Here is a 25,947-nt window from a genome sequence, read left to right on the forward strand (position 1 = left end):
CCAGCCAAGGTTTCCGGCTCCCATGCCATGACACCCGCCGCGACCACCGTGACCAGTGCACCGCGCGTGAACCGCCTGCGTGCCCGTGCCTGGCGCCATCCGGGCCTGTGGATCGGTGGCGGGCTGACGCTGCTGCTGGTGTTGGCCGCCCTGCTCTCCTACGTCTGGACCCCTTGGCCGCCGCTGGAGATGCACCTGGAACGCAAGCTGCTGCCGCCCAGCGCCAGTCACTGGCTTGGCACAGACGTGATGGGGCGCGACGTGGTGTCGCAGCTGCTGGTAGGCGCGCGCAGCTCGATCTTCGTGGGGGTGATTGCCGTGGGTATCGGTCTGGTCATCGGCACGGCTCTGGGCCTGCTGGCCGCCGCGCGGCGTGGCTGGGTCGAAGAACTGATCCTGCGCATGACCGACGTCACCTTCGCATTTCCGGCCATCCTCACCGCCATCATGCTGGCCGCCGTATGGGGACCGGGCATGGTCAACGCCATGATCGCCATTGGCATCTTCAACATCCCGACCTTCATCCGGGTGACGCGCGCCGGCGCCAATGCGTTGTGGACGCGCGAGTTCGTGCTGGCGGCGCGCGCCTGCGGCAAGAACCGCTGGCGCATTACCTGGGAGCACATCCTGCCCAACATCCTGGCCATCCTGATCGTGCAGGCCAGCATCCAGTTTGCCATTGCCATCCTGGCCGAGGCCGCGCTGTCCTACCTGGGCCTGGGCACGCAGCCGCCGCAACCGAGCTGGGGCCGCATGCTGGCCGATGCACAGACGCTGATGTTCAGCCATCCCATGCTGGCGGTGTATCCGGGGGTGGCGATTGCGCTGGCGGTGCTGGGGCTGAACTTCCTGGGCGACGCCCTGCGTGACCTGCTCGACCCCAAGATCAGCGAGGGAGGCCGCTGATGGCATTGCTGGAAGTCCGCGACCTGAACGTGATGGTGCGCACCCATCGGGGTGTGGCAGCCGCCGTGCGCAACATGCGCTTCACGCTGGAGCGCGGCGAAACCCTGGGCGTGATCGGCGAATCGGGCAGCGGCAAGACGCTGGCCATGCTGGCCCTGATGGGCCTGCTGCCGCGCAACGCCTGGGCAGAAGGCAGCATCGTGTTCAATGGGCAGGAGCTGGTAGGAGCCAGCGAAAAGACATTGTGCGCCCTGCGTGGCGATGATTTGGGGATGGTGTTCCAAGAGCCCATGACGGCACTGGATCCACTGCAGCGCATCGGCGACCAGGTGGCCGAGCCGCTGCGCCAGCACCGCGCCATGGACCGGCGGGCAGCGTTGGCCCATGCGGTCGAACTGCTGGACCGGGTCGGCATTCCCGATGCACGTGAGCGGCTGAACGACTATCCGCACCAGTTTTCCGGCGGACAGCGCCAGCGCATCATGATCGCGGCCGCGCTGGCCTGTGACCCGGATGTGCTGATCGCCGACGAGCCAACCACGGCGCTGGACGTGACAGTGCAGGCGCAGATCCTGAACCTGTTGCGCGACCTGGTGGCCGAACGCGGCATGGCGCTGATCCTGATCAGCCATGACCTGGCCGTGATTGCGCGCAATGTGCAGCGCATGATGGTGCTGTACGCAGGTGCCGTGGCCGAATCGGGCAGCACGAGCGAAGTCTTTGCGCGCATGGCGCACCCCTATACCCGTGCGCTGCTGGCGGCACGCCCGCGCATTGGTGCGCCACGCGGTGCGCCCTTGCAGACCATTCCGGGTCGCGTGCCGGACATGTTCACGCCACCGCCCGGATGCCGCTTCGCCGGCCGCTGCAGCTTCGTGCAGGACGATTGCCGTGGGCAGGAGCCGCCGCTGTTCGCGGTACCCGTCCATGCAACCCCGCAAGCAATACACGGCGGCACACCAGAGATATTGTCAGCGCAGGCGGCCATAGCGGTAGACACAGGGCGCCAGACACCGTCTGTCCCTCATCTGGCGCGTTGTTATCACATGCAGCTCACGCCATGACGACTCCGCTGCTCCAGGTTACCGATCTCAAGCGCCACTACCGGCAGCGCCGGCAGAGCCTGTTCGTGCCGCCGCGCATCACGCGGGCGCTGGATGGCGTGACGCTCAGCCTGCAGGCCGGCCAGAGCCTTGGCATCGTGGGCGAATCGGGCAGCGGCAAGAGCACGCTGGCCCGGCTGGTGATGGCGCTGGACCAGCCGACCAGCGGCACGGTGGAGATTCTCGGGCGCAAGGTGCATGCGCTGCCGCCGCGTGAGCTGCAACAGGCCCGACGGGATTTCCAGATGGTGTTCCAGGATCCCTATGCCTCGCTCGATCCGCGCCAGGATATCGAGCGCATCGTGACCGAGCCGCTGCACACCTACGGCGCAGGAACCGAGGCGCTGCGCGCCCAGGCCATCGACGCCCTGCATGCCGTGGGCCTGCAGGAAGCCGACCTGGACAAGTATCCGCACGAGTTTTCGGGCGGCCAACGCCAGCGTATCGCCATCGCACGCGCGCTGATCAGCAGTCCCAAGCTGATCGTGGCGGACGAGCCGGTGAGCGCGCTGGATGTGTCGGTGCAGGCGCAGGTGCTGAACCTGATCCGGCGGCTGCAGACCGAACACGGCATCAGCTTCATGCTGATCAGCCACGATCTGGCCGTGGTACACCATGTGTGCGACCAGATCGCGGTGCTGTATCAGGGCAAGGTGGTGGAATATGCGCCGACCGAGCAGTTGTTTGCCGAACCGCAGCATCCCTATACGCGCCAGTTGCTGGCCGCCGCACCACTGCTGTAAGGCCGGGTTTCGGAAACGGAGAGGCACCCACAAGAAGTGGGCGCCTGTTCACGCAATGTCAAAAAGCGTCACCGCTACAGGCGGGCGCTCCGGCAAGCCATCAGCCCCACGACAGCGCCGACAGGTCGTTGACAAACACCGGCATGTCCTTCCACACGCCCTTGAGCTTGCTGCTGCCCACGGTGATCCACTGCGGCTGGTACAGGTAGGCGCTGACGGCATCCGACGCCACGAGGCGCTGCGCCTCGGCGAGCTGGCGCGCGCGCTGCTCGGGATCGGCCGTCTGGTTGATGCTGGCAAACAGCGCGTTGAAGGCCTCGGACTGGTAGTTCCAGTAGTAGTCCGGCTTGGCGAAGTTGCCGAAATCGAAAGGTTCGACATGGCTGATGATGGTCATGTCGTAGTCCTTCTGGCCATAGACGTTGCTCAGCCACTGGGCCCACTCGATGTTTTCGAGCCTGGCCGTGATGCCGACCTTGGCCAGCATGGCAGCGATCACCTCGCCGCCCTGGCGCGCGTAGGGCGGCGGGGGCAGCTTGATGGTGATTTTGAGGTCCTTCACGCCAGCTTCCTGCAGCAGCAGCCTGGCCTTTTCGGGATCGTAGGGGTTGACGCCGGTGGTGTCCACGTAGCCCAGCGCGCCCGGCACATAGTAGCTGCCGATCGGCACGCCAAAGCCGTCTGCCGCACCGTCGATCACGCCCTTGCGGTCGATGGCCGCGGAAATGGCGCGGCGCACGCGCACATCGTCCAGGGGCTTGCGCGCGTTGTTAATGGCCAGGATGGTCTTGGCACGCGAGGCACCCACCAGTACCTGGAAGCGCTTGTCGGTCTTGAACTGGTCCAGGCTGCGCGCCACCTGCACGCGCGAGAACAGATCCACGTCGCCGGACAGCAGCGCCGCAGCCTGCGCCGCGGTGTCGGAGATGAAGCGGAAGGTTGCGGCCTGGATGGCAATCTTGTCGGCCGCACGGTATTCGGGCCATTTCTTCAGCGACAGCGATGCGCCCTTGCGCCACTGGTCCAGCAGGTACGGGCCGGTGCCCACCGGAGCCGTGGCGTTGCTGGCCACGCTCTTGGGTTCGACGATGATGGCCGTGCCCTGCCCCAGCAGGAAAGGCAGATCCGGATTGGGCTCGGTGCCCTGCAGCACCACGGTGTATGCGTCGGGCGTGCTGATGCCGCTGAAGCTGGCAAACAGGCGCTTGTCCTTGTTGGTGCTCTTCTCACCGGCTGCGCGCTCGAAGGAGAACTTGACGGTTTCGGCATTGAAGGGCTCGCCGTTGTGGAACCTCGCATCCTTGCGCAGATGGAAGGTCCAGGTCTTCTGGTCGGCCGACTCCCACTTTTCCGCCAGCAAGGGCTGCACCGAACCGTCGGGCTGGATCTTGGTGAGCGTTTCGAAGATGTTGTAGAGCGTGATCTCGGAAATGGCCGAGGCCGCGCCGGCCGTGGGATCCAGCCCCGGCGGCTCAAGCACCATGCCCAACGTCAGGTCGCTCTTGCGCTCCTTGGCACAGCCCGCCTGCAGGCTGAGCGCACCCGCGCCCACCGTCCAGGCAAGACCCGAAAGCAGTACTGATCGACGATCCATTCCGATTCTCCCAATGGCCCGCCATGCGGGCATGCATGCTGCACTGCAGCGTTTGAGGGTTTTATACCACTGCTATGCCGCCCGGGAAGCCCGAAATGCGGATTGCGGGGGCGATGTGACTTATTGCACGATCCACAGGCCCGGTGCCCCGTTGCGGTGAATGCCTGGTGTGGCAGGGCTTCAACGCCCCCGCAATTTGCGCTGGTCGTAGCGCGGCTGCTCCGGCAGATCGGCCACATGGCGGGCATCGGCCCAGTCGTGCAGATGGAAACGCCGGCCATCCCAGCGCATGTGGTTGAGCCCCACGTTGGGAATCTCGCAGGTGCGCGGGCCGGACAGCGTCTGTCCGGTCAGGTGGCGCCAGGCCATATCCACCACGCCGCCGTGCGAGAACACCAGCACGCAGCTGTTTTCGGGGGCTTTCTGGTGATGCGCCAAGGCAATGTCGTTGAGGGCGCCCATCACGCGCTCGTGAAACTGGCGGGTGCTTTCGCCGGACGGCAGCGCGTAGTCGGCGCTGAATTGCATCCAGCTTTCCACGTCATCGGGATAGGCTGCCCTGGCCTCTTCGAAAGTCAGCCCTTCCAGCACGCCGAAGCTCTGCTCGCGCAGGGCCGGTTGCAGCATGGGAGCGGCATGCGGCGTCTGCTGCAGCGAAGTCTGGGCAGTCTGCACGGCGCGTTGCAGGTCGCTGCTGTAACTGGCGGCCACCCGGTGCAGGATGCCGTTGTTGCGAAAAGCCTGTGCCAGCCGGCCGGATTGCAGCAGGCCGGTGGCATTGAGCGGGATATCCGCATGCCCTTGGAAGCGCAAGGAACGGTTGGCATCGGTTTCACCGTGACGGATCAGGATCACTTCAAGCATGCCTTGATTCTACGGGAGGCGATGACAAAGATTTGTCAGGGTTTTGTGACGGTGTGGATGGTTGTTTTTGTTAAAATATTACTACTTTTATAGTATATTTATTGGGTATCATGCAAGCCCAGCCCCTGTTTCCCCATCGCAGCGCCCCGGGACCGTCCATCGTGCCTGCAGCCGCTTCCGACTCCGACGAAGCCTCGGTCGTCACGCTGCTGCACGACTTGCTCGAACAGGCCATTGCCCTGCGCAGTTCCGACCTGCATTTCGAGCCTTACGAGGACCGCTACCGCGTGCGTTTCCGCATCGATGGCGTACTGCAGGAACGCATGGCGCCGCCGCTGGCGCTGCGCGAGCGGCTGGCCGCGCGCATCAAGGTACTGGCCCGGCTCGACATTTCCGAGCGCCGCTTGCCGCAGGACGGGCGCATCAAGTTCCGCCTGGGACCGGAGCGCATGGTCGACCTGCGCGTGAGCACGCTGCCGACACTGTTCGGCGAGAAAGTGGTGATCCGGGTGCTCGATGCCGCGCATGTCGGCCTGACCCTGGAGGAACTTGGCTATCCGGCGCACGACCAGGCCCTGATGGAAGAAGCGATTGCACGCCCGCACGGCATGGTGCTGGTGACCGGCCCCACCGGCTCGGGCAAGACACTCTCGCTGTACGCTTGCCTGCAACGGCTCAACCAGCCCGGCGTGAACATCGCCAGCGTGGAGGATCCCTGCGAGATCCCGCTGCCCGGCATCAACCAGGTCAATGTGCACGAGAAAGCCGGGCTGGGCTATGCCAGCGCCCTGCGCGCCTTTCTGCGACAGGACCCCGACGTGCTGATGGTAGGGGAAATCCGCGACCTGGAAACGGCCGATATCGCGCTGAAGGCGGCGCAGACAGGGCATCTGGTGCTATCCACGCTGCATACCAACGATGCCCCCTCCGCCATGACCCGGCTGCGGCACATGGGCGTGGCGGCCTACCATCTGGCTGCCAGCCTGAGCCTGGTCAGCGCGCAGCGGCTGGTACGGCGCCTTTGCGAGCAATGCCGTAAACCGGTGCAGCTGTCACCGGAACAGATGCTGGCGGCGGGATTTGCACCGGAGGCGGTTGACGGGCCCCGCCTGGCTTATCGCCCGGTGGGCTGCCCGGCGTGCAGCAATGGCTACCGCGGGCGCACCGGCATTTTCCAGGTGATGCCGGTGAGCGATGCGCTGCGCACCCTGATGCTGGCCGATGCCCCGCTGACTGCCCTGGAGACGCAGGCACGCGCCGAAGGACTGCGTTCGCTGCGTCAGGCCGGGCTGGACAAGGTTCTGCAGGGCGCAACCTCGCTGGCCGAAGTGCTCACTGCCACACATGGATAAGCTGGCTGTTTCCCTTCATGCTGCGCCTGCCTTGCGCAACTTCCGCTGGCAGGCGCTAGACCGGCGTGGACAGCGCCAGCGCGGCCTCTGGCAGGCCGCCTCCCCCGCCGAACTGCGTACCCGGCTGCTGCGGCAGGGCATGCAGCAGATCCGCATCCGTCCCGCGCCATTCTGGGCCAGGCAGCGGAGCAGCGCTGCAGAGCTGGCCCGCTTCACGCGCCAGCTGGCCACCATGCACCGTGCCGGTGTGCCCCTGCTGCAATGTCTTGATCTGGCCGGCCGCAGCAGCCCGCCCGCCCTCGCCGGTGTGCTGCAGACCGTGCGCGAGGGCGTGGAACATGGTCAGCCGCTGCACCGCGTGCTGCGCCAGCACCCACGCCATTTCGATGCGCTGTACTGCAGCCTGGTGGAGGCCGGCGAGCTCTCCGGAACGCTGGATGCCGTGCTGGCACGCCTGGCCCAGGATCTGGAACAGGCTTGTGCCCTGCGTGCCCGAGTGCGATCTGCCCTGCTCTACCCGTTCACCGTGCTGCTGGTCGCCATCGCTGTCGTCACTGCGCTGATGCTGTGGGTGATTCCCTCCTTCGAACAGACCTTTGCCTCGCTCGGCGCCGCCTTGCCCTGGCCCACCCTGCTGGTGATCGAGGCCAGCCGCTGGGTGCAGGCGCAGGGTGGCTGGCTGCTGCTGGCTTTGGCTGGCAGCGTGCTCGCGTTTCGTGCAGGGCTGCGCCGCCATGCCACAATGCAGCACACCATGGATCGTCTGCTGCTGCATCTCCCGCTGCTTGGCCCCCTGGCGCGCAAGGCCGTGACTGCGCGCTGGGCGCGCACGCTCGCCACGCTGTTTGCTGCCGGCATTCCGCTGGCCGAGGCACTGCCTGCCGTTGCCGGCGCTTCGGGCAACCTGGTGTTTGCACAGGCCAGTTTGCGTATCCGCCAAGCGCTGCTCGGCGGGCGCAGCTTTTCGCAGGCGCTGGAGGAACAGCAGCTGTTTGCCCTTCTGGTGGTGCAGATGGCGGCTGTCGGCGAGGAATCAGGCGCACTGGACACCATGCTGGCCAAGGTGGCCGATTACGAAGGCAGCGAACTCGACGAAGGCCTGCGTGGTCTTTCCAGTTTGCTGGAACCGGTCTTGATGGTGGTGCTGGGCCTGCTGGTGGGCGGCGTGATATTGGCGATGTACCTGCCGGTATTCAGCCTGGGGCAGGCGCTGTGATGCCGCTGGGCTGGCCCCAATGGCTGCTGGCAGTCCTGCTGGGACTGATCGTCGGCAGCTTCCTCAATGTGCTGATCCACCGCCTGCCGCGCATGCTGGAAGTGGCCTGGGAGGCGGATCATGCCGCATGGCTGCTTGCACAGCAGGATGTGCCAGGGCATCGTGCAACTCACCAGACTGCACAGCGCTTCGACCTCTGGCTGCCCGCCTCGCACTGCCCTGCCTGCAACACCCCGCTGCGCTGGTTCGAGAACATCCCCCTGCTCGGCTACCTGTGGCTGCGCGGTCGCTGTGCGCATTGCCAGGCAAGGATTTCGCCCCGCTATCCGCTGGTGGAACTGTCCTCTGCCGCACTGGCGGCTTACTGCGCGTGGCGCTACGGCCTGACATGGCCGGCGCTGGCCTGGTTCTTCTTTGGCGCCATCCTGCTCAGCCTGGCACTGATCGATTGGGCCACCACTTACCTGCCCGACAGCCTGACCCTTCCCCTGCTCTGGGCCGGCCTGCTGGCCGCAGCAACAGGGCTCACGGGCACCCCCTTGCCGCAAGCCGTCTGGGGAGCCGCCATCGGCTATGCCAGCTTGCGTCTTGTGTACGAGATCTTCCTGCACCTCACCGGCAGGGAAGGCATGGGCCACGGCGATTTCAAGCTGTATGCAGCCATCGGCGCCTGGCTGGGCTGGCCTGCCCTGCTTCCCGTGTTGCTGGTGGCCTCGGTCAGCGGCCTCGTCGTCGGTCTGATGCTGAAATTCTACGGTCGCTTGGGCGAACAGGGACAGCTGCCGTTTGGCCCCTTTCTGGCCTTGGGCGGCGCACTCGGATGGATTATGGGCAGCAACTGGCTGCTGCAATTGCTGGCACAGGCCCGCTAGCAGTTATATTTGCAGCATGCGCCGCCCGCAGCAGGACGGCCCGCACAAGAACCATCCGCAGACGCGGGAGACACGACACATGCACACCTGGCATATCGGCCTGACCGGTGGCATCGGCAGCGGCAAGAGCACGGTGGCCGAGCTGTTCCAGCACCATGGGGCGTTCCTTATCGACGCCGACGCCATTTCGCGCGCCACCACCGCCGCGGGAGGCGCCGCCATTACGCCCATACGCCAGACCTTTGGCGACCGCTTCATCCAGCCCGACGGCGCGCTGGACCGCAACGCCATGCGTGAACTGGTGTTTGCCCAGCCCGATGCCAAGCGCCAGCTCGAGGCCATCGTGCACCCGCTGGTGCTGCAGCAGATCCAGGACAGCGCGGCGCAAGCCATCCACCAGCAGGCGCGCGTGGTGCTCTATGACATCCCGCTGCTTACCGAATCCAGCCACTGGCGCAAGCGCCTGCAGCAGGTGATCGTGGTCGATTGCGACACCGACACGCAGATCGCCCGCGTGATGCGCCGCAACCAGCTCGCGCGCGAGGCGGTGGAAGGCATCATCGCCAGCCAGGCCACGCGGCAGCAGCGCCACGCCATCGCCGATGCCGTGGTGCAGAACGGCAGCAACATCACGCTGGAGCGTTTGCGCGCACAGGTGCAGGCCCTGGCGCGCCATTTCCACCTTATCATTGGCCCCAAAGGAAACGCCGCGTGATCTTGTTCGAATACCCCTTCAATGAACGCATTCGCACCTATCTGCGGATGGAGCGCCTGCTCGACCGGTTCAACGAACTCGCCGCCCGCACCACGGCCATCGACCACCACTTTGCCCTGATCACGCTGTTCGAGTTGCTGGAAGTCTCCAGCCGCTCCGACCTGAAAGGCGAGATCATGCGCGATCTGGATCGCCAGAAGCAGCACCTGGCCGGCTACCGCGGCAATCCGGCGGTGGAAGAATCCATGCTGAACCAGATGATCCGCACCGCGGAAGACTGCTTCCAGCGGCTGGAGCAGATGACCGGCAAGATCGGCCAGCCGCTCACCGACAACGACTGGCTGATGACCATCCGCAGCCGCGCGGCGATTCCCGGCGGCACCTGCGAATTCGACCTGCCGGCCTACCACGCCTGGCTGCATCTGCCCGAGAGCCAGCGCCAGTACGCGCTCAAGGGCTGGATCGGCGCCTTCAAGGCGGTGGAAGACAGCGTGCGCATGCTGCTCTCGCTGCTGCGCAACAGCGGCCATACGCAGAAGGTCAGCGCATCGAACGGCCAGTTCCAGCAGAACCTGCCGCAGAACCGCAACTTCCAGCTGCTGCGCCTGAGCATCGACCCGAACCGCCGCGTCGTGCCCGAGATCAGCGCCAACCACCTGATGGTGGCCGTGCGCATGATGCGCGAGGATGCCGAAGGCCATCTGGCCCTGCATCCGGCCGACATCGATTTCCAGCTCACCCTCTGCGCCTGAAGTCGCCATGGCTGCATCGACCCCACCCCAGGAAGTCGCGCCGGCCAAGATCGTCGTCTGCCCGCAATGCGGCGGCGACAGCGTCTATGCGCCTTCCAACCCCTACCGCCCGTTCTGCAGCGAACGGTGCAAGAAAATCGACCTGGGTGCCTGGGCCAGCGAAAGCTACCGCATGGAGCAAAAGCCCGGCACCGAAGAGGAAGGCTACGAGCCGCCTGATTCCTGAGTTTTCCGGACAGGCGGCCATGGCTCCCGCAAGGAGTGCGGCCACTGTCCGCTTTCCTGATTTGCCCCATGTCCTCCCCTGAAATTTCCATCTCCTCCACCGGCGATCAATCTGCCCTCCCCGTCGTCATCGTGGGCGCCGGGCTTGCGGGCCTGGCCGTGGCCCTGCATCTGGCGCCCAGCGTTCCCGTCATCATGATTGCCAAGCGCAAGGTGGAGGAATCCGCCACCACGCGCGCCCAGGGCGGTATCGTCGGCGTACTCGGCGCCGATGACAGCATCGAAAGCCATGTGCACGACACCCAGGAAGCCGGCGCCGGCATCGTGGATGAAGACACGGCCCGCTTCATTGCCGAAAACAGTGCCGAGGCCATTGAATGGCTGGTACAGCAAGGCGTTCCGTTCACCCACGACCCGAGCGGCCCGCTCGGTCTGCACCTGACGCGTGAAGGCGGCCACACCGTGCGCCGCATCGCCCACGCGGCCGATGCCACCGGCAAGGCCATCCACGAAGCGCTGCTCGATGCCGTGCGCAAGCACCCCAACATCACTCTGCACGAGCGCTGGATGGCGATCGACGTGATTACGGACAAGCACCTGGGCGATGCCGGCCAGCACCCGATCAAGAACTGCTACGGCGTGTATGTGCTCAACATCGACGAAGGCAAGGTGCTGACGATTCCCGGGCGTGCCGTGGTGCTGGCCAGCGGCGGCGTGGGGAAGGTCTACCGCTACACCACCAACCCGGAAACCTCCACCGGCGACGGCATCGCCATGGCCTGGCGCGCCGGTTGCCGCATCGGCAACATGGAGTTCATCCAGTTCCACCCGACCTGCCTGTATCACCCGCTGGAGCGCAATTTCCTGATCACCGAGGCACTGCGCGGCGAAGGCGGCCTGCTCAAGCTGCCGCTCAAGGATGCGGATGGCAACATCCACACCGAGCGCTTCATGCCGGCGCACGACCCGCGCGCCGAGCTGGCACCGCGCGACATCGTGGCCCGCGCCATCGACTTCGAGATCAAGAAGCACGGCCTGGACCATGTGCTGCTGGATGCCACCCATCTGGGCGAGGCTTTCCTGAAGGAACACTTCCCCACCATCTACCAGCGCTGCATGGAGCTGGGCATCGATATTGCCAAGGATCCGATCCCGGTCGTGCCGGCCGCACACTATACCTGCGGCGGCGTGGTCACCGACCTGAACGGCCAGAGCGATCTGCACGGCCTTTATGCCGTGGGCGAGACCACCTACACCGGCCTGCACGGCGCCAACCGTCTGGCCAGCAACTCGCTGCTCGAATGCGTGGTGCTGGGCAAGAGTTGCGCCGAAATGATCATGCAGAAGGCCATTCCCAGCCAGCCGAAGCTTCCCGAATGGGATGAGAGTCAGGTGGAGGATGCCGATGAACAGGTGGTCATCGCCCACAACTGGGACGAGTTGCGCCTGGTGATGTGGAACTATGTGGGCATCATGCGCACCACGCGCCGTCTGGAGCGTGCACAACATCGCATCAACATGCTGAAAGCCGAGATCGACGACTATTACGCCAACTTCAAGGTCAATCGCGACCTGCTGGAACTGCGCAACCTGGTCGACTGCGCCGACCTGATCGTGCGCAGCGCCATGAGCCGCCACGAAAGCCGCGGGCTGCACTATGTGCGCGACTATCCTGATCTGCTGCCGGCCAGCTTCCCGACCATCCTGTTCAAGAACGTGAACAAGCGCGGCGGCAAGAAGGCCAAGAAGCTGCGTTGAGCATGGACATGCTGCTGTCTCCTGACGTCGCCATAGGGTTCTTCGGCATCGCCGTCCTGCTGGCACTTTCGCCCGGCCCGGACAATCTGTTCGTGATCACCCTCTCGGCCCTGCGCGGCGTGCGTGCGGGGCTGTGGGTGGTGCTGGGGCTGTGCAGCGGGCTGATCGTGCATACGCTGGCGGTGGCCTGGGGCGTGGCCGCCTTGTTCGCCGCCTCGGCCACGGCGTTTACGGTGCTCAAGCTGCTCGGCGCCGCCTATCTGCTGTATCTAGCCTGGGGTGCCTGGAACGCGCCAGCCAGCGTGGTGGACGATAGCGGCGGCCCGTCGGTGCCGGACATGACACCGATGCAGGCCTGGCTGCGCGGTGTCATCATGAACCTGACCAACCCCAAGGTGATTCTGTTCTTCCTGGCCTTCCTGCCGCAGTTCAGCAATCCCGCGCGTGGCAGCGTGGCCGTTCAGACCTTTCTGCTGGGATTGATCTTCATCCTCGCGGCCGGACTGACCTTTTCCACGCTGGCCCTGCTGGCCGGGAGCATCGGGCGCAAGCTGCAACGCTCCGCCAGCGCGCAGACCTGGCTCAATCGGAGCGCCAGCGTGGTGTTTGCCGGGTTGGCACTCAAGCTGCTGGTGTCGCAGCGCTAGGCGCTCAGCGGGCGCGCATCACCGGATCGGCAGCGGCCGTGAACAGCACGTCGGTCGAGGAGTTCAGCGCCGTCTCAAACGCATCCTGCAGCACGCCGATCACGAAGCCGACACCAACGACCTGCATGGAAATGTCGTTGGGAATGCCGAACAGGCTGCACGCCATCGGGATCAGCAGCAACGAGCCGCCCGCCACACCGGAGACACCGCAGGCAGCGATGGACGCCACCACGCACAGCAGCAACGTGGTGCCGAAATCCACCGGGATGCCCAGGGTATGCACGGCTGCCAGTGTCAGCACGTTGATGGTAACTGCCGCTCCGGCCATGTTGATGGTGGCGCCCAGCGGCAGCGAAATGGCGTAGGTGTCGCGGTTCAGGCCCAGACGCTTGGCCAGCTCCATGTTTACCGGAATGTTGGCCGCCGAGCTGCGCGTGAAGAAGGCCGTCACGCCGCTCTCGCGCAGGCACGTGAAGACCAGCGGGAAGGGATTGCGGCGCGTCATGACGGCAACGATGATGGGGTTCACCACCAGCGCCACCACCAGCATGCAGCCGATCAGCAGCCCCAGCAGGGTCAGATAATGCACCAGCACATCCCAGCCGGAAGTCAGCACGGAGTCGGCCACCAGACCCATCACGCCGAACGGCGCGAAGCGGATCACCAGACGCACCACCCAAGAGACGGCATCGGAGACGTCGACCAGGATTCTGTGCGTGGCGCGATCGGCATGGCGCAGGCCCAGGCCGAGCACGATGGCCCAGGTCAGCACACCGATGTAGTTGGCATTCATCAGGGCCTTGAACGGGTTGTCGACCATGCTCAGCACCAGGTTCTTCAACACCTGGATCACGTTGCCCGGGGGCGAGAGCTCTTCGGTGACAGGCTTGAAGGTCAGCTCCATCGGGAACAGGAAGCTGCCGCCGGCCGCGACCAGGGCGGCGGCAAAGGTGCCGACTGCATACAGGACCAGCACGGTGCGCATATTGGTCTGCACGCCTTTTTCATGGTTGGCGATGGAGGACATCACCAGCACAAATACCAGCAGCGGTGCCACAGCCTTGAGCGCCCCCACGAACAGCGTGCCGAACAGAATCGTGGCCCGGGCTGCATCGGGCCACAGGATGGCGAGCGCAATGCCCACCATCAGGCCCATGAAAATTTGCGTCACCAGCGAACCATGCCGGATGAAATGCTTGATCGAATCCATCATCAGAAAGCCTCCCTGGATGGCGGCCGGATCACGGGACGCCATCGGTCGTTATGCCAGCCGGGCCGGATGGGGGCCTGACCGGAGAAGCGGCAATTTTAGGGGAAACCTTTAACGAAACTGACAAATTTTCTTGCAGCCGGCACAGGCGGCTGTGGCTCGCACGCCACCACTCAGGGAAAACGCCTAAACGTTGCAGGGCGCTCCTGCCGTCAGCCGACGATACGCAGAGAGTAATCGGTGGCCACCACGTCCTTGGTCAGCTTGCCGATGGAAATGCGGTCAACACCGGTCGCGGCGATCTCGCGCATGGTATCCAGCTGCACGCCACCCGAGGCTTCCAGCAGAGCGCGGCCGGCCGTCAGCGCCACGGCGTCGCGCATGGCCTGCAGGGTGAAGTTGTCCAGCAGCACACTGGTGGCACCGGCCTCCAGCGCCTGCTGCAGCTGGTCGAGGTTTTCGACCTCGATCTGGATCTCCACGCCGGCATCGAGCGCGCGGGCGTTGTCCAGCACCTGCGGAATGCCTCCAGCGGCGGCGATGTGGTTCTCCTTGATCAGGATGCCATGCCACAGCGCCATACGCTGGTTCTGGCCGCCACCGACACGCACGGCGTATTTCTGCGCCTGGCGCAGGCCGGGAATGGTCTTGCGCGTGTCCAGCACGGCACAGCCCTTCTCCGACACGCCGGCAATCGCATCCACATAGCGGCGCGTGAGCGTCGCGGTACCACTGAGCAGTTGCAGGAAGTTGAGCGCCGCGCGCTCGGCGGTAAAGATGGAACGCGCCTCGCCGCGGATGTGGCAGACATCGGTGTTGGCGGCCATCCGGTCGCCTTCCTCGTAGTGCCACTCCAGCGTCAGGTCCGGATCGACCCCGCGCATGCAGCCCTCGAACCAGGCACGGCCGCACAGCACGGCCTCTTCCCGCACCAGCACGCGAGCTGTCACCGGCTTGGGAACCGGAACCAGCTGGCCGGTCCAGTCGCAGACACCGATGTCTTCCGTGAGGGCATCGCGGATATTGCGGATGCGGGCTTCGTCGAGGGATTCGTTGAATTCAAACATGATGGGCTACAGCAGATCAGGTAGAAAATCAGGCGGCGCCGATGCCGGGCGTCATGCCCGCCAGACGTCCGCCGTCCTTGACGACCAGCGCCTCAGGGTGCTCCTTGACAAAATCCAGCATGCGCGTAATGCAGCCCGCTGCCTTGCGGCCCACCTCGGGGTCGACAAATACCTCGCCGCTGCCCTGCTCCAGGCAATCGACCACGCCCTGCAGCGCGTTCATGGCCATCCAGGGGCAGTGCGCGCAGCTCTTGCAGGTAGCGCTGTTGCCGGCGGTAGGCGCCTCGATCAGCGTCTTGCCGGGTGCCAGCTGGCGCATGCGGTGCATGATGCCGTTGTCGGTGGCAACGATGAAGGTTTCGCCCTCGGCACCGTCGATCACGGCCTTGAGCAGCTGCGAGGTGGAACCAACCACGTCAGCCTGCTGCACCACGCTGGTGGGCGATTCGGGATGTACCAGGATTTTGGCGCCCGGATACTGCTTGCGCAGCAGATCCAGCTCCAGGCCCTTGAATTCGTCGTGCACGATGCAGGCACCCTGCCACATCAGCATGTCCGCGCCGGTCTGCTGCTGGATGTACTTGCCCAAATGGCGATCGGGCGCCCACAGGATTTTCTCGCCCTTGTCCTTCAGGTGGTTGACGATGGCGAGCGCACAGGAGCTGGTCACCATCCAGTCGGCACGCGCCTTCACCGCCGCGCTGGTGTTGGCATAAACCACCACCTTGCGATCCGGGTGGGCATCACAGAAGGCGCTGAATTCGTCGATCGGGCAGCCCAGATCGAGCGAACAGGTCGCGTCCAGATCTGGCATCAGCACGGTTTTTTCCGGGCTCAGGATCTTGGCACTCTCGCCCATGAAGCGCACGCCGGCCACGACCAGCGTCTGTGCCTCATGGTCGCGGCCGAAGCGCGCCATTTCGAGCGAATCGGATACACAGCCGCCCGTGGCCAGCGCCAGATCCTGCAAATCGCCATCCACGTAGTAGTGCGCCACCAGCACGGCATTGCGCGCCTTCAGCAGCTCGGCGCTTTTCTGCATCAGCGCATCGCGCTCGGCCTTGTTCAGCTGCGGCGGCACCTTGGCCCAGGCGTGGGCGGTGCATGTGACGCCTTCTGCGTTCTGCAACGGGTAGTCAAACTCCTTGCTGATGGGAATGGGCGTGGAAGCGGTCATGGCTTGTCTCTGGTCTCTCGATGTGTTCCGGCAACAGTTGCTCCGGCAACGTGCGTGGTGCGCTATTGTGACGCAGAAAGCCTGTGCCGGAAGAGAACAGGTTTGGTCGAAAGGACGCATTACAATGCCTCGCAGCACTGTTCCGTGATCACTTGCACGGATTTTTTCCTCCTTCTTGCATGTCCGCGCCGCAGCAGCCCGACCATCCCCCGCACCGCTCCGCTTCAGCCCCTGCCAGTGCCGGAAATCCCCTGCTGCGCCTGTATGCGCCGGTGGCCATGGTGATCGGCCTCGTCTCGCTGGCGGCGATCTGCCTCACCTGGTATCCGTTTGCCATGCTGGTGGGCCTGTTGCCGCTGCCGGGCACGCTGCGTCGCCGCATCGGCCGCGGCGCGATCTTTGCCGGCACACGCCTCTACACCTGGATCCTGCGCAGCCTCTGCTTTGTGCGGCTGGACCTGAGCGCGCTGCAACAGCTGCGGCAGGAGCGCGCGCTGGTCGTCGTGGCCAACCACCCTTCCCTGCTCGACGCCATCCTGTTCATGTCGCAGCTGCCCAATACGGTGTGCGTGATGAAGGCCTCGTTGCAGCAGAACATCCTGTTCGGCGCCGCCACGCGGCTGGCGCATTACGTCAGCAACGCCTCGCCAATGCAGATGGTCCGCCAGGCCTGCGACGAGTTGCGGCGCGATGCGCATCTGGTGATCTTTCCCGAAGGCACGCGCACCTCGCAGTGGCCGATCAACCCCTGCAGCCCGGCCAGCGCCATCATGGCGCAGCGCGCGCCTGCGCCCATGCAGCAGGTATTCATCGAGATGAGCACGCCGTACCTGGGCAAGGGCTGGCCGCTGTTCAAGCCGCCGGTGCTGCCGCTGGTCGTCACTATGCGGCTGGGCCAGCGCATCGAGGCGCCGGGCGAGCAGGTGGCGGCCGACATCGCCCGCCAGTTCGAGCAGGACATGCGCGAACATTTCGCAGCCCCTTCCAGTTCCAGCCATGTCTGATACCCCGAGCGCTGCCGGCGCGCCCCTGCCTTCACGCACCCATCTGGTGCTGATCCCGAGCTACAACCCCGGGCCGAAAGTGCGCGAAACCGTGCTGGGCGCGCGTGCGCAGTGGAATCCGGTCTGGGTGGTGGTGGATGGCAGCACCGATGGCAGCGCCGCCCTGCTGCAGCGCATGGCGGACGAGGACAGCGGGCTGAAGGTGCTGGTGCTGCCGCAGAACAGCGGCAAGGGCTCTGCCGTGCTGCACGGCCTGCGCCGCGCGGCCCAGGAAGGCTTCACCCATGCGCTGACCATGGATTCGGACGGCCAGCACCCTGCGCACCTGATTCCGGCATTCATGCAGCAGTCGCAGCAACAGCCGGAGGCCATGGTGCTGGGCAAGCCGGTGTTCGATGCCGGCGCGCCGCGCCTGCGCGTGAACGGGCGCAAGGTGTCCAATTTCTGGGCCAACCTGGAAACGCTGTGGAACGGCATCGGCGACTCGCTATACGGCTTTCGCGTCTATCCGATTGCCCCGCTGGCACGCATCATGCAGCGGCAGCGCTGGATGCGCCGCTTCGATTTCGACCCGGAGGCGGTGGTGCGCCTGTCGTGGAGCGGCGTGCCTGCGCTGAATATCGATGCACCGGTGCGCTACTTCCAGGCCAGCGAAGGCGGCGTGTCGCACTTCAAGTATTTGCGCGACAACACCCTGCTCACCTGGATGCACACGCGGCTGTTCCTGGGGTTTGTGCTGCGGCTGCCGCTGCTGATCTGGCGCAAGCTGGCGCGTTGAGCGCTAGTCCGCCGTCACTTCCTCCGGCACATGGGTCTTCACCTGCCGGTAGCCCAGCTTCGGCAGGTAATGCCGCAACACCGGCGTGGTGATCACCGTGCTCACGATCGCCATGATGACCAGCATGGTGAACACGTTCTTCGAGATCACGCCCAGGTCGTAGCCGATGTTGATCACGATCAGCTCCATCAGTGCGCGCGTGTTCATCATCACGCCGACGATCTGCGACTCCCCGTGCGACATGCCGGCTGAACGCGCGGCCAGGTAGGACGGCAGATACTTGCCGATGCAGGCGGCCAGCACCACGATGGCACACCAGCCCCACAGGCCCAGACTGTCCAGCCCGCCGATGTCGGTGCGCAGCCCGGTGTAGGTGAAAAAAATCGGCAGAAAGAACACGTTGACGAACTGCCCGATGTGACGCCGCCAGGCTTCCACGAATTGCGGCTGGTCGTGCAGCAGCACCCCCAGCATGAAGCCGCCGAAGATGGCAAAAATGCCCAGCTTGTAGGTCACGATGGCACTGAGGAACACCAGCACCAGAATCACGCCCAGCAGGTTGTTGCTCCAGTCTTCGCCCCCGCCCAGGTGGCGCACACACCAGCGCAGCAAGGGCCGCACGCCCCACCAGCACACTGCCACGTACAGCACCAGCAGCGCCAGGGTGGAGCCGAATTGCGCGGCATCGAAACCGGACACCGCCAGCATGGTCACCAGCGCCAGCAGCAGCCAGCCCACCACGTCATTGATGGCGGCCGCGCTGATGGCAATCACCCCCAGCGGCTTGCGCGCAATGTCGAACTCGATCAGCATGCGCCCCAGGATCGGCAGTGCCGTGATCGAGAATGCCGTGCCCACGAACAAAGCCGCTGCCGTGGGATTGGCCTGTGGCGTGAGGATGGGCGTCATCCAGTAGCCCAGCGCATAGCCGAAGCCGAACGGCACCACCATGCTGGCCACGGCGATGCGCGTCACGCTGCGCCGATGTTCCTTTTCAGCGAGGTGGGAGAATTCAAATTCCATCCCGATCTGGAACATCAGCAGAATTAACCCTATCTGTGAAAGAATCTGCATCGCGTCGCCCGGCGTGGAGCGGAACACGAAATTGAAGGCATCCGGCCACAGCCAGCCGAACAGCGTCGGGCCGAGAACAATGCCGATGATGATCTCGCCCACGGCGGCAGACTGTCCCCAGCGCAAGGCCAGGTTGGCACCAATGCGGCCGGCCAGCACGATCACGCACAGCTGCAGCAGCGTGAAGAACAGCAGCAGTTCGCTCTTGTGCACCCCGGACAGGGCTTCGCTGGCGACGCTCATGCGTACAGGCCCCCGTTGATGGAAATGGTCTGGCCGGTGATGTAGGCAGCTGCGTCCGATGCGAGGAAGGCGACCAGTTCAGCCACCTCTTCCGGCTTGCCGGCGCGTTTGGCGGGCACCATGTCCTTGATCAGCTTGTCGTCGAACACGCCTTCGGTCATGCTGCCGGCGATGATGCCGGGCGCCACGGCATTGACCGTGATGTTGCGGCTGGCCAGTTCCAGCGACAGCGCGCGGGTGGCTGCCTGCAGCCCGCCCTTGGCAGCGGCATAGTTCACCTGCCCACGGTTGCCGGCCAGCGCCGCCACCGAGGAAATATTGATGATGCGCCCCCAGCGCTGGCGCACCATGGGCATGGTCAGCGGCTGTGTGACATGGAAGAAACCATCCAGATTCACCTGCAGCACGCGCTGCCACTGCGCGGCCGTCATGCCGGGGAAGGCGGCGTCGTCATGCACGCCGGCGTTGTTGACGAGGATGTCGATGGGGTGCTGCTCCAGCAGGGTGGCGAGCGCCTGCTGTACGGCAGCCGCATCGGTCACGTCGAACACGACGGGATCGGCACTGCCGCCTGCCGCGCGGATCGCCTGCACCACGGCATCTGCACGGGCCGGCTGGCTGCTGGCATGCACCCAGACATGGCAGCCGGCCTGGGACAGACGGCGGGCGATGGCGGAACCGAGATCGCCGCTGGCGCCGGTCACGAGCGCATGGCGCTGACGGGAAGAGGAAGAGGACATTGCGGGAAAAGTTCAGGTCTGTAAGGGAGCCGCCACATCCAGCATGGCGGCAATGCGCCCCTGCACCAGCAGGCTCTCGCCGGCATGCAGGCTGAACTGGTACATGGCCGTCTGTTCGCTGGCGGCGATGCGCTCGGCGCGCACGGTCAGGGGTTCGGAGCTGGCATCCAGCGTTTCGGCATGCAGTTGCACGTCGCGCACGCTGGTCAGGTAGCCGCCACGCGGGCGCTCGCCCTGTTGCTGTTGCAGGGCGCAATGCAGGGCCATGGCCTGCGCTGCATACTCGATGCCCAGCGCAGCGCCCATGCGGCCGTTCTCGCGCATGGGGTTGGCGGCATCCAGATGGGTGCGGGTGGTGCAGACGATGTGCTGCTCATCCAGCTCACGCACTTCCTGCAGCAGGCACATGCTGCCCTGGTGCGGGATGCGTGCGGCGATCTCGCTCTGGCTCATCAGCATGGCGTGACATCCACCTGCAGCCACTGGCCGGGCAACGACGGCAGCAGCACCCTGCCCGCCTGGCCGCTGGCCAGTTGCTGCAGCAGCGGCAAGGCGCGCATGGCGGGAATGCTGGTGCGCAGTTGCTCCAGCGCGGGGTCGGGCAGGCTCTGGCCGTTCACGCTCGCCGCCTGCGCCGCGGCATCGCTTCCCAGCCAGCGGATATCCAGGCGCGCCAGCGCCCCGGCATGCGGCTGCGGGCGCAGCACCATGGCGAGACCGGCCGCGTCGGGCACCGGACGCGTTGCACGCAGGGGTTCGGGATAGTCAGCGTCATAGGCCACCAGCAGCATGTCGCGCGCTTCGCAAACACCCTGCACGGCTGCCTCCAGCAGGCCGGCGGCAAAGCTGGCATCGTAGGCCGCCAGCACCTGGCACGGGCCGGTTGCCTGCGCGGCAATGCACCAGTAGCCGGCTGCGGTGTTGTGCACCGAGTTGTGGAAACGGGTGGGCGATACGTCGCGCTGGTCGCTGGCCAGCACCTCGCAAATGGCATGGTAGTTGTGGCCATCGCCGGTGGACGAGCTGAACACCGATGCCAGCGCGGAGGGAGCCATGCCGGCTTGCGCACAGGCCTCGGTGCCCAAGGCCATCACGAGCTTGATGACGCGGCTGGAACGACGGCGTTCGGCCGGGGGCAGCATCTCGGGGACCGGCAGCACGGTGGCAGCGGGGACATAAGCCTCCTGCCCCGACAGAACCGCCTGTGCCTGCGGCCAATTGGCCAGCCCCGGTCCCAGTACGGCAAGGCCATGCACCCACAATTGCAGAGACGATGTGGTCATGCGCTACCTCCCACGCGGCTGAACACCAGACTGCAGTTGCTGCCGCCAAAGCCGAAGGAGTTGCTCAGTGCATGCTGCAGCGGCAGCGTTCGTGGCTGCAGCAGATAGTTCAACGGCGCAATGGCCGAATCCAGCGCCTGCGTACCGGCACTCCCCGGCCCCAAGCCGTGCGTGAGCGCCAGCGCACACACCACCGCCTCGACGCCGCCCGCGGCACCCAGCGTATGGCCGGTAAAACCCTTGGTCGAGCTGCAGGGCGTCTCCGCGCCAAACACTGCGCGCACCGCCTTGCCCTCGGCCAGGTCGTTGCTCGGCGTGGCGGTGCCGTGCAGGTTGATGTAGCCGATATCCTGCGGCTGCAGCCCGGCCATCTGCAGAGCGGCCTGCATCGCGGCCTGGGCACCTGCCCCTTCTGGATGCGGCGCCGACATGTGATGGGCATCGCTGGTTTCGCCATAGCCGGTGAGCAGAATGCTGCCTGCCGGCAATGCCTGCCGGTCTTCCGGTGCACGCTCCACCAGCGCAAAGGCCGCCGCTTCGCCAATCGAGAGGCCGTCACGCGCGCCGTCATAGGGACGGCAGGCGTTTGCGGAGGTCAGGCCCAGCGAGCGGAAGCCATACAGCGTTGTGAGGCACAGGGTGTCCACGCCCCCCACCACCACGGCATCGATCAGCCCGGCCTGCAACAGGCGGGCCGCACTGGCAAACACCTTGGCCGACGAGGAACAAGCCGTGGAAACCACCTCGGCCGGCCCCTGCAGGCTGAACCAGTCCTTGACGAAGGCGCCGACCGAATAGGTGTTGTGGGTTTCGGCGTAATGGAAATGTAAAGGCAGGACCCCGGTCTGTGCGTCGCGCTCACGGTAGGCCAGCTCCGTCGAATAGATGCCGGCGGTGCTGGTGCCCAGAACCACCGCCACCCGATCGGCGCCATGGCGCTGCATGGCCTGGCGCACGGCGTCGGCAAAGCCGTCTGCCTGCAAACCGAGCTGGGCCAGCCGGTTGTTGCGGCAATCGTAGTGCTGCAGGGCTTGCGGCAAGGCCACTTCGTCCAAGCTGGCGACGGTGCCGGCCCAGGTCGGAAAATTGACCGTATCGAAATCGCACGGCGCCAGCCCGCTGCGCATGTCGCGCAGGGCCTGCAGCAGCGCTGCATTGCCGACGCCCAGGCAGGTGGTGGCCGTGTAATGGGTGAGAAGGATCGGGTTCACGGATCTTGAGGTGAAAGGTGTGCGTGCAGGGGTTGTGCCGGGCTCATGGGTAGCGCAAGGGGCTGCGCGGCGAATGCCTGGCGCAAATGCACCGGCTGCAGCCCGGCGGCTTCCAGTTGCTGCAGCAATTGTGGCAGGACTTCCAGCACGACTGGCCGCCCTGCAGGCGTTCGGGCGCTGTTGCCGTCGTGCAGCAGCAGAATGTCGCCCGCTGTCAGCCCGCGCGTCAGCCGTGCCAGCACGCGCGAAGCATTGCCGTCGCGCGTGTCAAAACTGCGACGCGACCACATCGCCAAACGCAGGCCCATGCGCGCCAGCACGGGATCGAGCAAGGGATTGCGGAAGCCCGCCGTGGGCCGGAAAAATCGCGCCGGAGCCACGCCGGCCTCCTGCAGCGCTTGCTGCATGGCAAGCAGATCGCGCCGCATGCGCGCCATGCCCCACAGGGCAAATACGGGCGAATGGGCATCGCCGTGGTTTTCGACAGTATGGCCACGCGCGACAATCTCGCGCACCAGTTCCGGGTGCTGGCGCACATGTCGGCCAATGCAGAAGAAGCTGGCACGCGCGCCATGGCGATCGAGCAGATCAAGCACCTGCGGGGTGACTTCCGGGTCGGGACCATCATCAAAAGTGAGCGCCACCTGCGCACGCGCTGTGGCCTCGGCCGGCAGGCGCGTGAGGTTGCGCCCGATCCAGGCATTGCGCGGGAGAAAGACCAGCGCCGTCAGCAACAGATGATTGAGCGCAGCCAGGCCCAGCCACCAGGGCCATGCAGCCGGTTGACGGATCAGGCCAAGCAGGCAGAGACTGTGCCAGGCCACGCTGACCCATACCAAAGGGACAGGACGCCAGCGCGCCGCCGGGGCAACGGCGGCTGAGGCGGACTCCGGCGCCCCTGGTTCAGCACGGATTTCCGGTGCCACGCCACGATTGGCCGCTCGAAGCTCGGGCACGGCACTCATGCCTGCGCCTCCCCGCTGGACGCCGCTGCCCCCGTCTTGCGCGTCAGGATCGCCGCGAACAACAGCGCAATTACCGCCCCTGGCCCGACCGTGGCGCCAATGGCCCGGAGCACCGGCACCTGCGAAAACGCCAGCACGCCAAAGCCGAATACGGCAGCCAGGTTGGCAACCAGCAGCGACACCATGGTGATGGATTCGCTCTCATTTTCCAGATCGTAGCGGTCGAAGAACAGCGTGTAGTTGGAGCCCACGGCCACCACCAGCAGCAGGCCGATCAGGTGCAGCAGCGTCAGGCGTTCGCCCAGCAACACCAGCCCTGCGACCACGACGATCTCGGCCAGCAGGATGGGCGTCAGCACGCGCAGCAGGCGCTGGCCGCTCTTGAGTGACCAGGCCAGCAGCACCACGATGGCCAGCAGGCCGGCCAGCGACAGCAGCAGTGCCTCATTGAAATAGCGGGAATACAGGTCGCGCGTTTCGGTGGTGATGTCCAGGAACAGCACCTCCGTGCCGGGCAGCGGGGAAGCACCCGCATCCAGCACCCGCTGCACCGCAGCTCCATCGATCTCCTGCGACTTGCCCTGCGCATCCACCGGCGAGCGCAAGGGCAGCAAGGCCGACCAGCCGTTCTCGCGCTGCACCAGCATGGCTTCGAGCGTCAGCGCCAGCGCCGTGCCCTTGAGGCTCTCCGGCGTGATCAGCGGTTGCTGGCGCGCGCGCTCCAGATCCTGCGCAAAAGGCTGCAGGGTGTCGGCACGCACCGGCAAGGGCTCCAGCGCCTGCTCCAGGCGGGCCTGCAGTTCTGCAGGATCGGGCATGGCGGCACGGCGGGCATTCTGCGTGGCGGCACTGGGCAGGTAGCGCGTCGGCGTTTCAAAGCCGGAAATGGTCTTGTCGTCCACCAGTTGCAGCAGGCTGCTGCTCACCTGCTCGGTGCGACGCAACAGCGTCTCCTGATCCGGCGCAGACACCACCACCAGATAGCGCAAGTCCGGCTGCCCCAGGTCGCGCCGCAGCGACTCATCCAGATCCTGCGCCTCCTGCGATACCGGACTCAGGCCGGACAGAGCACGGTTCCAGATACTGCCATGCAGCGAGGTCCAGACCAGCACGCCCGCTGCAAGCAGCGCCACCAGCAAGACCAGCGGCCGCAGGCGGCGCAGGGCCGCCACACGCCGCGTCAGCCACTGCCCCAGACGGCGTGCCGGCCCCAGATTGACAGGCCGGGCAGGCAGCTCCGGCAGCACATAGCGCGTGACCAGCGCCGCCGTGCAAAGGCCGGTAATCGAATACAGTCCCAGCTGCGCCAGGCCGGGAAAGCCCGCAAACACCAGCGCGGCAAACCCGAAAACGGAAGTCAGCACTCCCAGCCGGATGGTGGGCCAGAAACGTTTCGCCCACGAGGCACTGCCCGCCGCCCCGCCAGAACCCGTTTTCCCGGACTGCACGAAATAGTAGATGCTGTAATCCACCGCCTCGCCGATCAGCGTGGTACCGAACCCCACCGTGATGCCATGCACCACGCCAAACACCAGGCTGACCGCGGCAATGCCCATCACCACTGCCGTGAACACCGGCACCAGGCTCATGCCGACCGTCAGCGGCGAGCGATACACCAGCAACAGCAGCGTCAGCACCGCCAGAAAGCCCGCCACCGACAGCCGCATGGCCTCGCTGCGGATGGTGTTGCGCGCATCCACCGAAAACACCGGTGCACCGGACAGCAGCAGCCTGACCGGCTGCAATGAAGCGTCCTTCGCCTGCACCTCGGCAAACGCCTGCCGCACGCTGGCCAGCGCCTGCTCCTGTGCATCCGTATCCGAGCCTGCGGCACGCGTCTGTGCCATCAGGATGGCCCGCCGGCCATCCTTCGACAGCCACACATTGGCTCCCGCCGGACGATCCGCACTGTCAAGCTCATCCACCAGCGCCAGCAACTCGCCCGTGGGATCACGGGGGAAAATCTCCTTGAGCAGCATGCCCGCAGGCGAGCCCAGCATGTCGACGGAGTGCGTGACGGACTGGCGCAGCCCCTCCACGCTGAAATGCCCTTCGCTTACAGCCGGGCTGAGCAGATAGCGGTTCTCGAACAGGAACACGCGGTCCTTCTCGAAGGCCTCTGCCGAACCATTGGCCACGATGGAGAAGCGGTCGCTGGCGCGCATCTGCCCCGCGAGAGCCTGCGATGCCGCCTCGCGCTGCTCCTGCGTACCGCCTTCCAGCCCCACCAGCAGCATGCGCGAGACGCTGCCCACGGTGATCTGGTCCACCAGCAATTGCTGCTGCTTGCTCGGGCTTTGCGGCAGAAAGGCCGACATGTCGGTGGTGAAGGTGCTGCGGACAATGACCAGCAGGCCGACCACCAGTGCCAGCATCCAGATCCAGACTACCCTGCTACGCCAGAAACCCATGAAGCCCTTCCCGCCTTGTGCGCCGAAAAGCCCACAT

The 25,947-nt window shown here is 65.6% G+C and carries 24 protein-coding genes and 1 pseudogene; 13 read left to right on the forward strand and 12 right to left on the reverse strand.

Features of this window, described 5'->3' with window-relative positions; translation table 11 throughout:
* The first annotated feature begins 27 nt into the window (after nucleotides 1-27).
* Genes KKQ75_RS05400 through KKQ75_RS05410 form a run of 3 tightly spaced genes read left to right on the forward strand, consistent with a single transcriptional unit; the run spans nucleotide 28 to nucleotide 2,752 of the window.
* The gene (locus KKQ75_RS05400; protein ID WP_213360823.1) at nucleotides 28-906 is read left to right on the forward strand and encodes an ABC transporter permease; all 879 of its coding nucleotides are present in this window, start codon (nucleotides 28-30) and stop codon (nucleotides 904-906) included.
* Nucleotides 906-1,970: an ABC transporter ATP-binding protein gene (locus KKQ75_RS05405; protein WP_213360825.1), complete on the forward strand. Its 1,065-nt coding sequence runs from the start codon at nucleotides 906-908 to the stop codon at nucleotides 1,968-1,970. Before KKQ75_RS05400 ends, KKQ75_RS05405 begins: the two co-directional genes overlap by 1 nt.
* Complete coding sequence (locus KKQ75_RS05410; RefSeq protein WP_213360827.1) at nucleotides 1,967-2,752, forward strand: ATP-binding cassette domain-containing protein; 786 nt, start codon at nucleotides 1,967-1,969, stop codon at nucleotides 2,750-2,752. Before KKQ75_RS05405 ends, KKQ75_RS05410 begins: the two co-directional genes overlap by 4 nt.
* A gap of 100 nt (nucleotides 2,753-2,852) precedes the next feature.
* Here the strand turns inward: KKQ75_RS05410 and KKQ75_RS05415 are convergent, their stop codons facing one another.
* Nucleotides 2,853-4,346: an ABC transporter substrate-binding protein gene (locus tag KKQ75_RS05415; RefSeq protein ID WP_213360829.1), complete on the reverse strand. Its 1,494-nt coding sequence runs from the start codon at nucleotides 4,344-4,346 to the stop codon at nucleotides 2,853-2,855.
* Between the two features lie 180 nt (nucleotides 4,347-4,526).
* Nucleotides 4,527-5,210: a histidine phosphatase family protein gene (locus KKQ75_RS05420; protein WP_213360831.1), complete on the reverse strand. Its 684-nt coding sequence runs from the start codon at nucleotides 5,208-5,210 to the stop codon at nucleotides 4,527-4,529.
* 170 nt (nucleotides 5,211-5,380) lie between these two features.
* Here KKQ75_RS05420 and KKQ75_RS05425 point away from each other — a divergent pair.
* The 8 genes and pseudogenes from KKQ75_RS05425 to KKQ75_RS05460 all read left to right on the forward strand — a co-directional run.
* Nucleotides 5,381-6,562: pseudogene (locus KKQ75_RS05425) on the forward strand (GspE/PulE family protein); the annotation flags it as partial.
* The gene (locus KKQ75_RS05430; protein WP_213360833.1) at nucleotides 6,555-7,778 is read left to right on the forward strand and encodes a type II secretion system F family protein; all 1,224 of its coding nucleotides are present in this window, start codon (nucleotides 6,555-6,557) and stop codon (nucleotides 7,776-7,778) included. The pseudogene KKQ75_RS05425 and the gene KKQ75_RS05430, both read left to right, overlap by 8 nt.
* Complete coding sequence (locus tag KKQ75_RS05435; RefSeq protein ID WP_213360834.1) at nucleotides 7,778-8,650, forward strand: prepilin peptidase; 873 nt, start codon at nucleotides 7,778-7,780, stop codon at nucleotides 8,648-8,650. The genes KKQ75_RS05430 and KKQ75_RS05435 overlap by 1 nt, the downstream gene beginning before the upstream one ends.
* 79 nt (nucleotides 8,651-8,729) lie before the next feature.
* Nucleotides 8,730-9,365, forward strand: a complete 636-nt coding sequence (gene coaE, locus KKQ75_RS05440; RefSeq protein ID WP_213360835.1) for a dephospho-CoA kinase — start codon at nucleotides 8,730-8,732, stop codon at nucleotides 9,363-9,365.
* Entirely contained in the window at nucleotides 9,362-10,117 is a 756-nt protein-coding gene (gene zapD / locus KKQ75_RS05445) for a cell division protein ZapD (RefSeq protein WP_213360836.1), read from the forward strand. The genes coaE and zapD overlap by 4 nt, the downstream gene beginning before the upstream one ends.
* A gap of 7 nt (nucleotides 10,118-10,124) precedes the next feature.
* Nucleotides 10,125-10,343 (forward strand): DNA gyrase inhibitor YacG, encoded by a 219-nt coding sequence (locus KKQ75_RS05450; RefSeq protein ID WP_213360837.1) that lies wholly within the window; start codon nucleotides 10,125-10,127, stop codon nucleotides 10,341-10,343.
* 68 nt (nucleotides 10,344-10,411) lie between these two features.
* On the forward strand, nucleotides 10,412-12,100 hold the full coding sequence (nadB, locus tag KKQ75_RS05455; protein WP_213360838.1) for an L-aspartate oxidase: 1,689 nt from the start codon (nucleotides 10,412-10,414) through the stop codon (nucleotides 12,098-12,100).
* An 8-nt stretch (nucleotides 12,101-12,108) separates the two neighbouring features.
* On the forward strand, nucleotides 12,109-12,747 hold the full coding sequence (locus tag KKQ75_RS05460) for a LysE family translocator (protein ID WP_250131010.1): 639 nt from the start codon (nucleotides 12,109-12,111) through the stop codon (nucleotides 12,745-12,747).
* A 4-nt stretch (nucleotides 12,748-12,751) separates the two neighbouring features.
* Here the strand turns inward: KKQ75_RS05460 and sstT are convergent, their stop codons facing one another.
* From sstT to nadA, 3 genes are all read right to left on the reverse strand, one after another.
* On the reverse strand, nucleotides 12,752-13,960 hold the full coding sequence (gene sstT / locus KKQ75_RS05465) for a serine/threonine transporter SstT (protein ID WP_213360840.1): 1,209 nt from the start codon (nucleotides 13,958-13,960) through the stop codon (nucleotides 12,752-12,754).
* Nucleotides 13,961-14,169: 209 nt separating this feature from the next.
* Nucleotides 14,170-15,024 carry a carboxylating nicotinate-nucleotide diphosphorylase gene (gene nadC, locus KKQ75_RS05470; protein WP_213360841.1) on the reverse strand — a complete coding sequence of 285 codons (855 nt, stop codon included), beginning with the start codon at nucleotides 15,022-15,024 and terminating at the stop codon, nucleotides 14,170-14,172.
* A gap of 28 nt (nucleotides 15,025-15,052) precedes the next feature.
* The gene (gene nadA, locus KKQ75_RS05475) at nucleotides 15,053-16,201 is read right to left on the reverse strand and encodes a quinolinate synthase NadA (protein WP_213360843.1); all 1,149 of its coding nucleotides are present in this window, start codon (nucleotides 16,199-16,201) and stop codon (nucleotides 15,053-15,055) included.
* Nucleotides 16,202-16,380: 179 nt separating this feature from the next.
* Here nadA and KKQ75_RS05480 point away from each other — a divergent pair, with 179 nt between their 5' ends.
* Nucleotides 16,381-17,205: a lysophospholipid acyltransferase family protein gene (locus KKQ75_RS05480; protein WP_213360845.1), complete on the forward strand. Its 825-nt coding sequence runs from the start codon at nucleotides 16,381-16,383 to the stop codon at nucleotides 17,203-17,205.
* Entirely contained in the window at nucleotides 17,198-17,983 is a 786-nt protein-coding gene (locus tag KKQ75_RS05485; RefSeq protein WP_213360847.1) for a glycosyltransferase family 2 protein, read from the forward strand. Before KKQ75_RS05480 ends, KKQ75_RS05485 begins: the two co-directional genes overlap by 8 nt.
* A 3-nt stretch (nucleotides 17,984-17,986) precedes the next feature.
* On the opposite strand, the gene KKQ75_RS05490 is transcribed toward KKQ75_RS05485, so the two are convergent.
* Genes KKQ75_RS05490 through KKQ75_RS05520 form a run of 7 tightly spaced genes read right to left on the reverse strand, consistent with a single transcriptional unit; the run spans nucleotide 17,987 to nucleotide 25,910 of the window.
* Nucleotides 17,987-19,300 carry a cation:proton antiporter gene (locus KKQ75_RS05490; RefSeq protein ID WP_213360848.1) on the reverse strand — a complete coding sequence of 438 codons (1,314 nt, stop codon included), beginning with the start codon at nucleotides 19,298-19,300 and terminating at the stop codon, nucleotides 17,987-17,989.
* Nucleotides 19,297-20,040, reverse strand: coding sequence for a 3-oxoacyl-ACP reductase FabG (gene fabG / locus KKQ75_RS05495; protein WP_213360850.1), 744 nt, complete (start codon nucleotides 20,038-20,040; stop codon nucleotides 19,297-19,299). Before fabG ends, KKQ75_RS05490 begins: the two co-directional genes overlap by 4 nt.
* A gap of 12 nt (nucleotides 20,041-20,052) precedes the next feature.
* Nucleotides 20,053-20,499: a hydroxymyristoyl-ACP dehydratase gene (locus KKQ75_RS05500; protein WP_213360852.1), complete on the reverse strand. Its 447-nt coding sequence runs from the start codon at nucleotides 20,497-20,499 to the stop codon at nucleotides 20,053-20,055.
* Nucleotides 20,493-21,323, reverse strand: coding sequence for a beta-ketoacyl synthase chain length factor (locus tag KKQ75_RS05505; protein ID WP_213360854.1), 831 nt, complete (start codon nucleotides 21,321-21,323; stop codon nucleotides 20,493-20,495). Before KKQ75_RS05505 ends, KKQ75_RS05500 begins: the two co-directional genes overlap by 7 nt.
* Nucleotides 21,320-22,534, reverse strand: a complete 1,215-nt coding sequence (locus KKQ75_RS05510; protein WP_213360857.1) for a beta-ketoacyl-[acyl-carrier-protein] synthase family protein — start codon at nucleotides 22,532-22,534, stop codon at nucleotides 21,320-21,322. Before KKQ75_RS05510 ends, KKQ75_RS05505 begins: the two co-directional genes overlap by 4 nt.
* Nucleotides 22,531-23,499, reverse strand: coding sequence for a polysaccharide deacetylase family protein (locus KKQ75_RS05515; protein ID WP_213360859.1), 969 nt, complete (start codon nucleotides 23,497-23,499; stop codon nucleotides 22,531-22,533). Before KKQ75_RS05515 ends, KKQ75_RS05510 begins: the two co-directional genes overlap by 4 nt.
* The gene (locus KKQ75_RS05520; RefSeq protein ID WP_213360861.1) at nucleotides 23,496-25,910 is read right to left on the reverse strand and encodes an MMPL family transporter; all 2,415 of its coding nucleotides are present in this window, start codon (nucleotides 25,908-25,910) and stop codon (nucleotides 23,496-23,498) included. Before KKQ75_RS05520 ends, KKQ75_RS05515 begins: the two co-directional genes overlap by 4 nt.
* Between the last annotated feature and the right edge of the window lie 37 nt (nucleotides 25,911-25,947).

It is taken from the genome of Brachymonas denitrificans (assembly GCF_907163135.1).
Lineage (GTDB): Bacteria > Pseudomonadota > Gammaproteobacteria > Burkholderiales > Burkholderiaceae_C > Brachymonas > Brachymonas denitrificans_A.

Excerpts from the sequence above, each read along its gene's own strand:
- KKQ75_RS05500 (WP_213360852.1), bottom strand. The coding sequence starts at position 20,499 with ATGCTGATGAGCCAGAGCGAGATCGCCGCACGCATCCCGCACCAGGGC.
- nadB (WP_213360838.1), top strand. The coding sequence starts at position 10,412 with ATGTCCTCCCCTGAAATTTCCATCTCCTCCACCGGCGATCAATCTGCC.
- KKQ75_RS05405 (WP_213360825.1), top strand. The coding sequence starts at position 906 with ATGGCATTGCTGGAAGTCCGCGACCTGAACGTGATGGTGCGCACCCAT.
- sstT (WP_213360840.1), bottom strand. The coding sequence starts at position 13,960 with ATGATGGATTCGATCAAGCATTTCATCCGGCATGGTTCGCTGGTGACG.
- KKQ75_RS05520 (WP_213360861.1), bottom strand. The coding sequence starts at position 25,910 with ATGGGTTTCTGGCGTAGCAGGGTAGTCTGGATCTGGATGCTGGCACTG.
- nadA (WP_213360843.1), bottom strand. The coding sequence starts at position 16,201 with ATGACCGCTTCCACGCCCATTCCCATCAGCAAGGAGTTTGACTACCCG.
- KKQ75_RS05490 (WP_213360848.1), bottom strand. The coding sequence starts at position 19,300 with ATGAGCGTCGCCAGCGAAGCCCTGTCCGGGGTGCACAAGAGCGAACTG.
- KKQ75_RS05460 (WP_250131010.1), top strand. The coding sequence starts at position 12,109 with ATGCTGCTGTCTCCTGACGTCGCCATAGGGTTCTTCGGCATCGCCGTC.
- KKQ75_RS05420 (WP_213360831.1), bottom strand. The coding sequence starts at position 5,210 with ATGCTTGAAGTGATCCTGATCCGTCACGGTGAAACCGATGCCAACCGT.
- KKQ75_RS05400 (WP_213360823.1), top strand. The coding sequence starts at position 28 with ATGACACCCGCCGCGACCACCGTGACCAGTGCACCGCGCGTGAACCGC.
- KKQ75_RS05505 (WP_213360854.1), bottom strand. The coding sequence starts at position 21,323 with ATGACCACATCGTCTCTGCAATTGTGGGTGCATGGCCTTGCCGTACTG.
- fabG (WP_213360850.1), bottom strand. The coding sequence starts at position 20,040 with ATGTCCTCTTCCTCTTCCCGTCAGCGCCATGCGCTCGTGACCGGCGCC.
- nadC (WP_213360841.1), bottom strand. The coding sequence starts at position 15,024 with ATGTTTGAATTCAACGAATCCCTCGACGAAGCCCGCATCCGCAATATC.
- KKQ75_RS05430 (WP_213360833.1), top strand. The coding sequence starts at position 6,555 with ATGGATAAGCTGGCTGTTTCCCTTCATGCTGCGCCTGCCTTGCGCAAC.
- KKQ75_RS05485 (WP_213360847.1), top strand. The coding sequence starts at position 17,198 with ATGTCTGATACCCCGAGCGCTGCCGGCGCGCCCCTGCCTTCACGCACC.
- KKQ75_RS05435 (WP_213360834.1), top strand. The coding sequence starts at position 7,778 with ATGCCGCTGGGCTGGCCCCAATGGCTGCTGGCAGTCCTGCTGGGACTG.
- KKQ75_RS05515 (WP_213360859.1), bottom strand. The coding sequence starts at position 23,499 with ATGAGTGCCGTGCCCGAGCTTCGAGCGGCCAATCGTGGCGTGGCACCG.
- KKQ75_RS05415 (WP_213360829.1), bottom strand. The coding sequence starts at position 4,346 with ATGGATCGTCGATCAGTACTGCTTTCGGGTCTTGCCTGGACGGTGGGC.
- KKQ75_RS05450 (WP_213360837.1), top strand. The coding sequence starts at position 10,125 with ATGGCTGCATCGACCCCACCCCAGGAAGTCGCGCCGGCCAAGATCGTC.
- coaE (WP_213360835.1), top strand. The coding sequence starts at position 8,730 with ATGCACACCTGGCATATCGGCCTGACCGGTGGCATCGGCAGCGGCAAG.
- KKQ75_RS05480 (WP_213360845.1), top strand. The coding sequence starts at position 16,381 with ATGTCCGCGCCGCAGCAGCCCGACCATCCCCCGCACCGCTCCGCTTCA.
- KKQ75_RS05410 (WP_213360827.1), top strand. The coding sequence starts at position 1,967 with ATGACGACTCCGCTGCTCCAGGTTACCGATCTCAAGCGCCACTACCGG.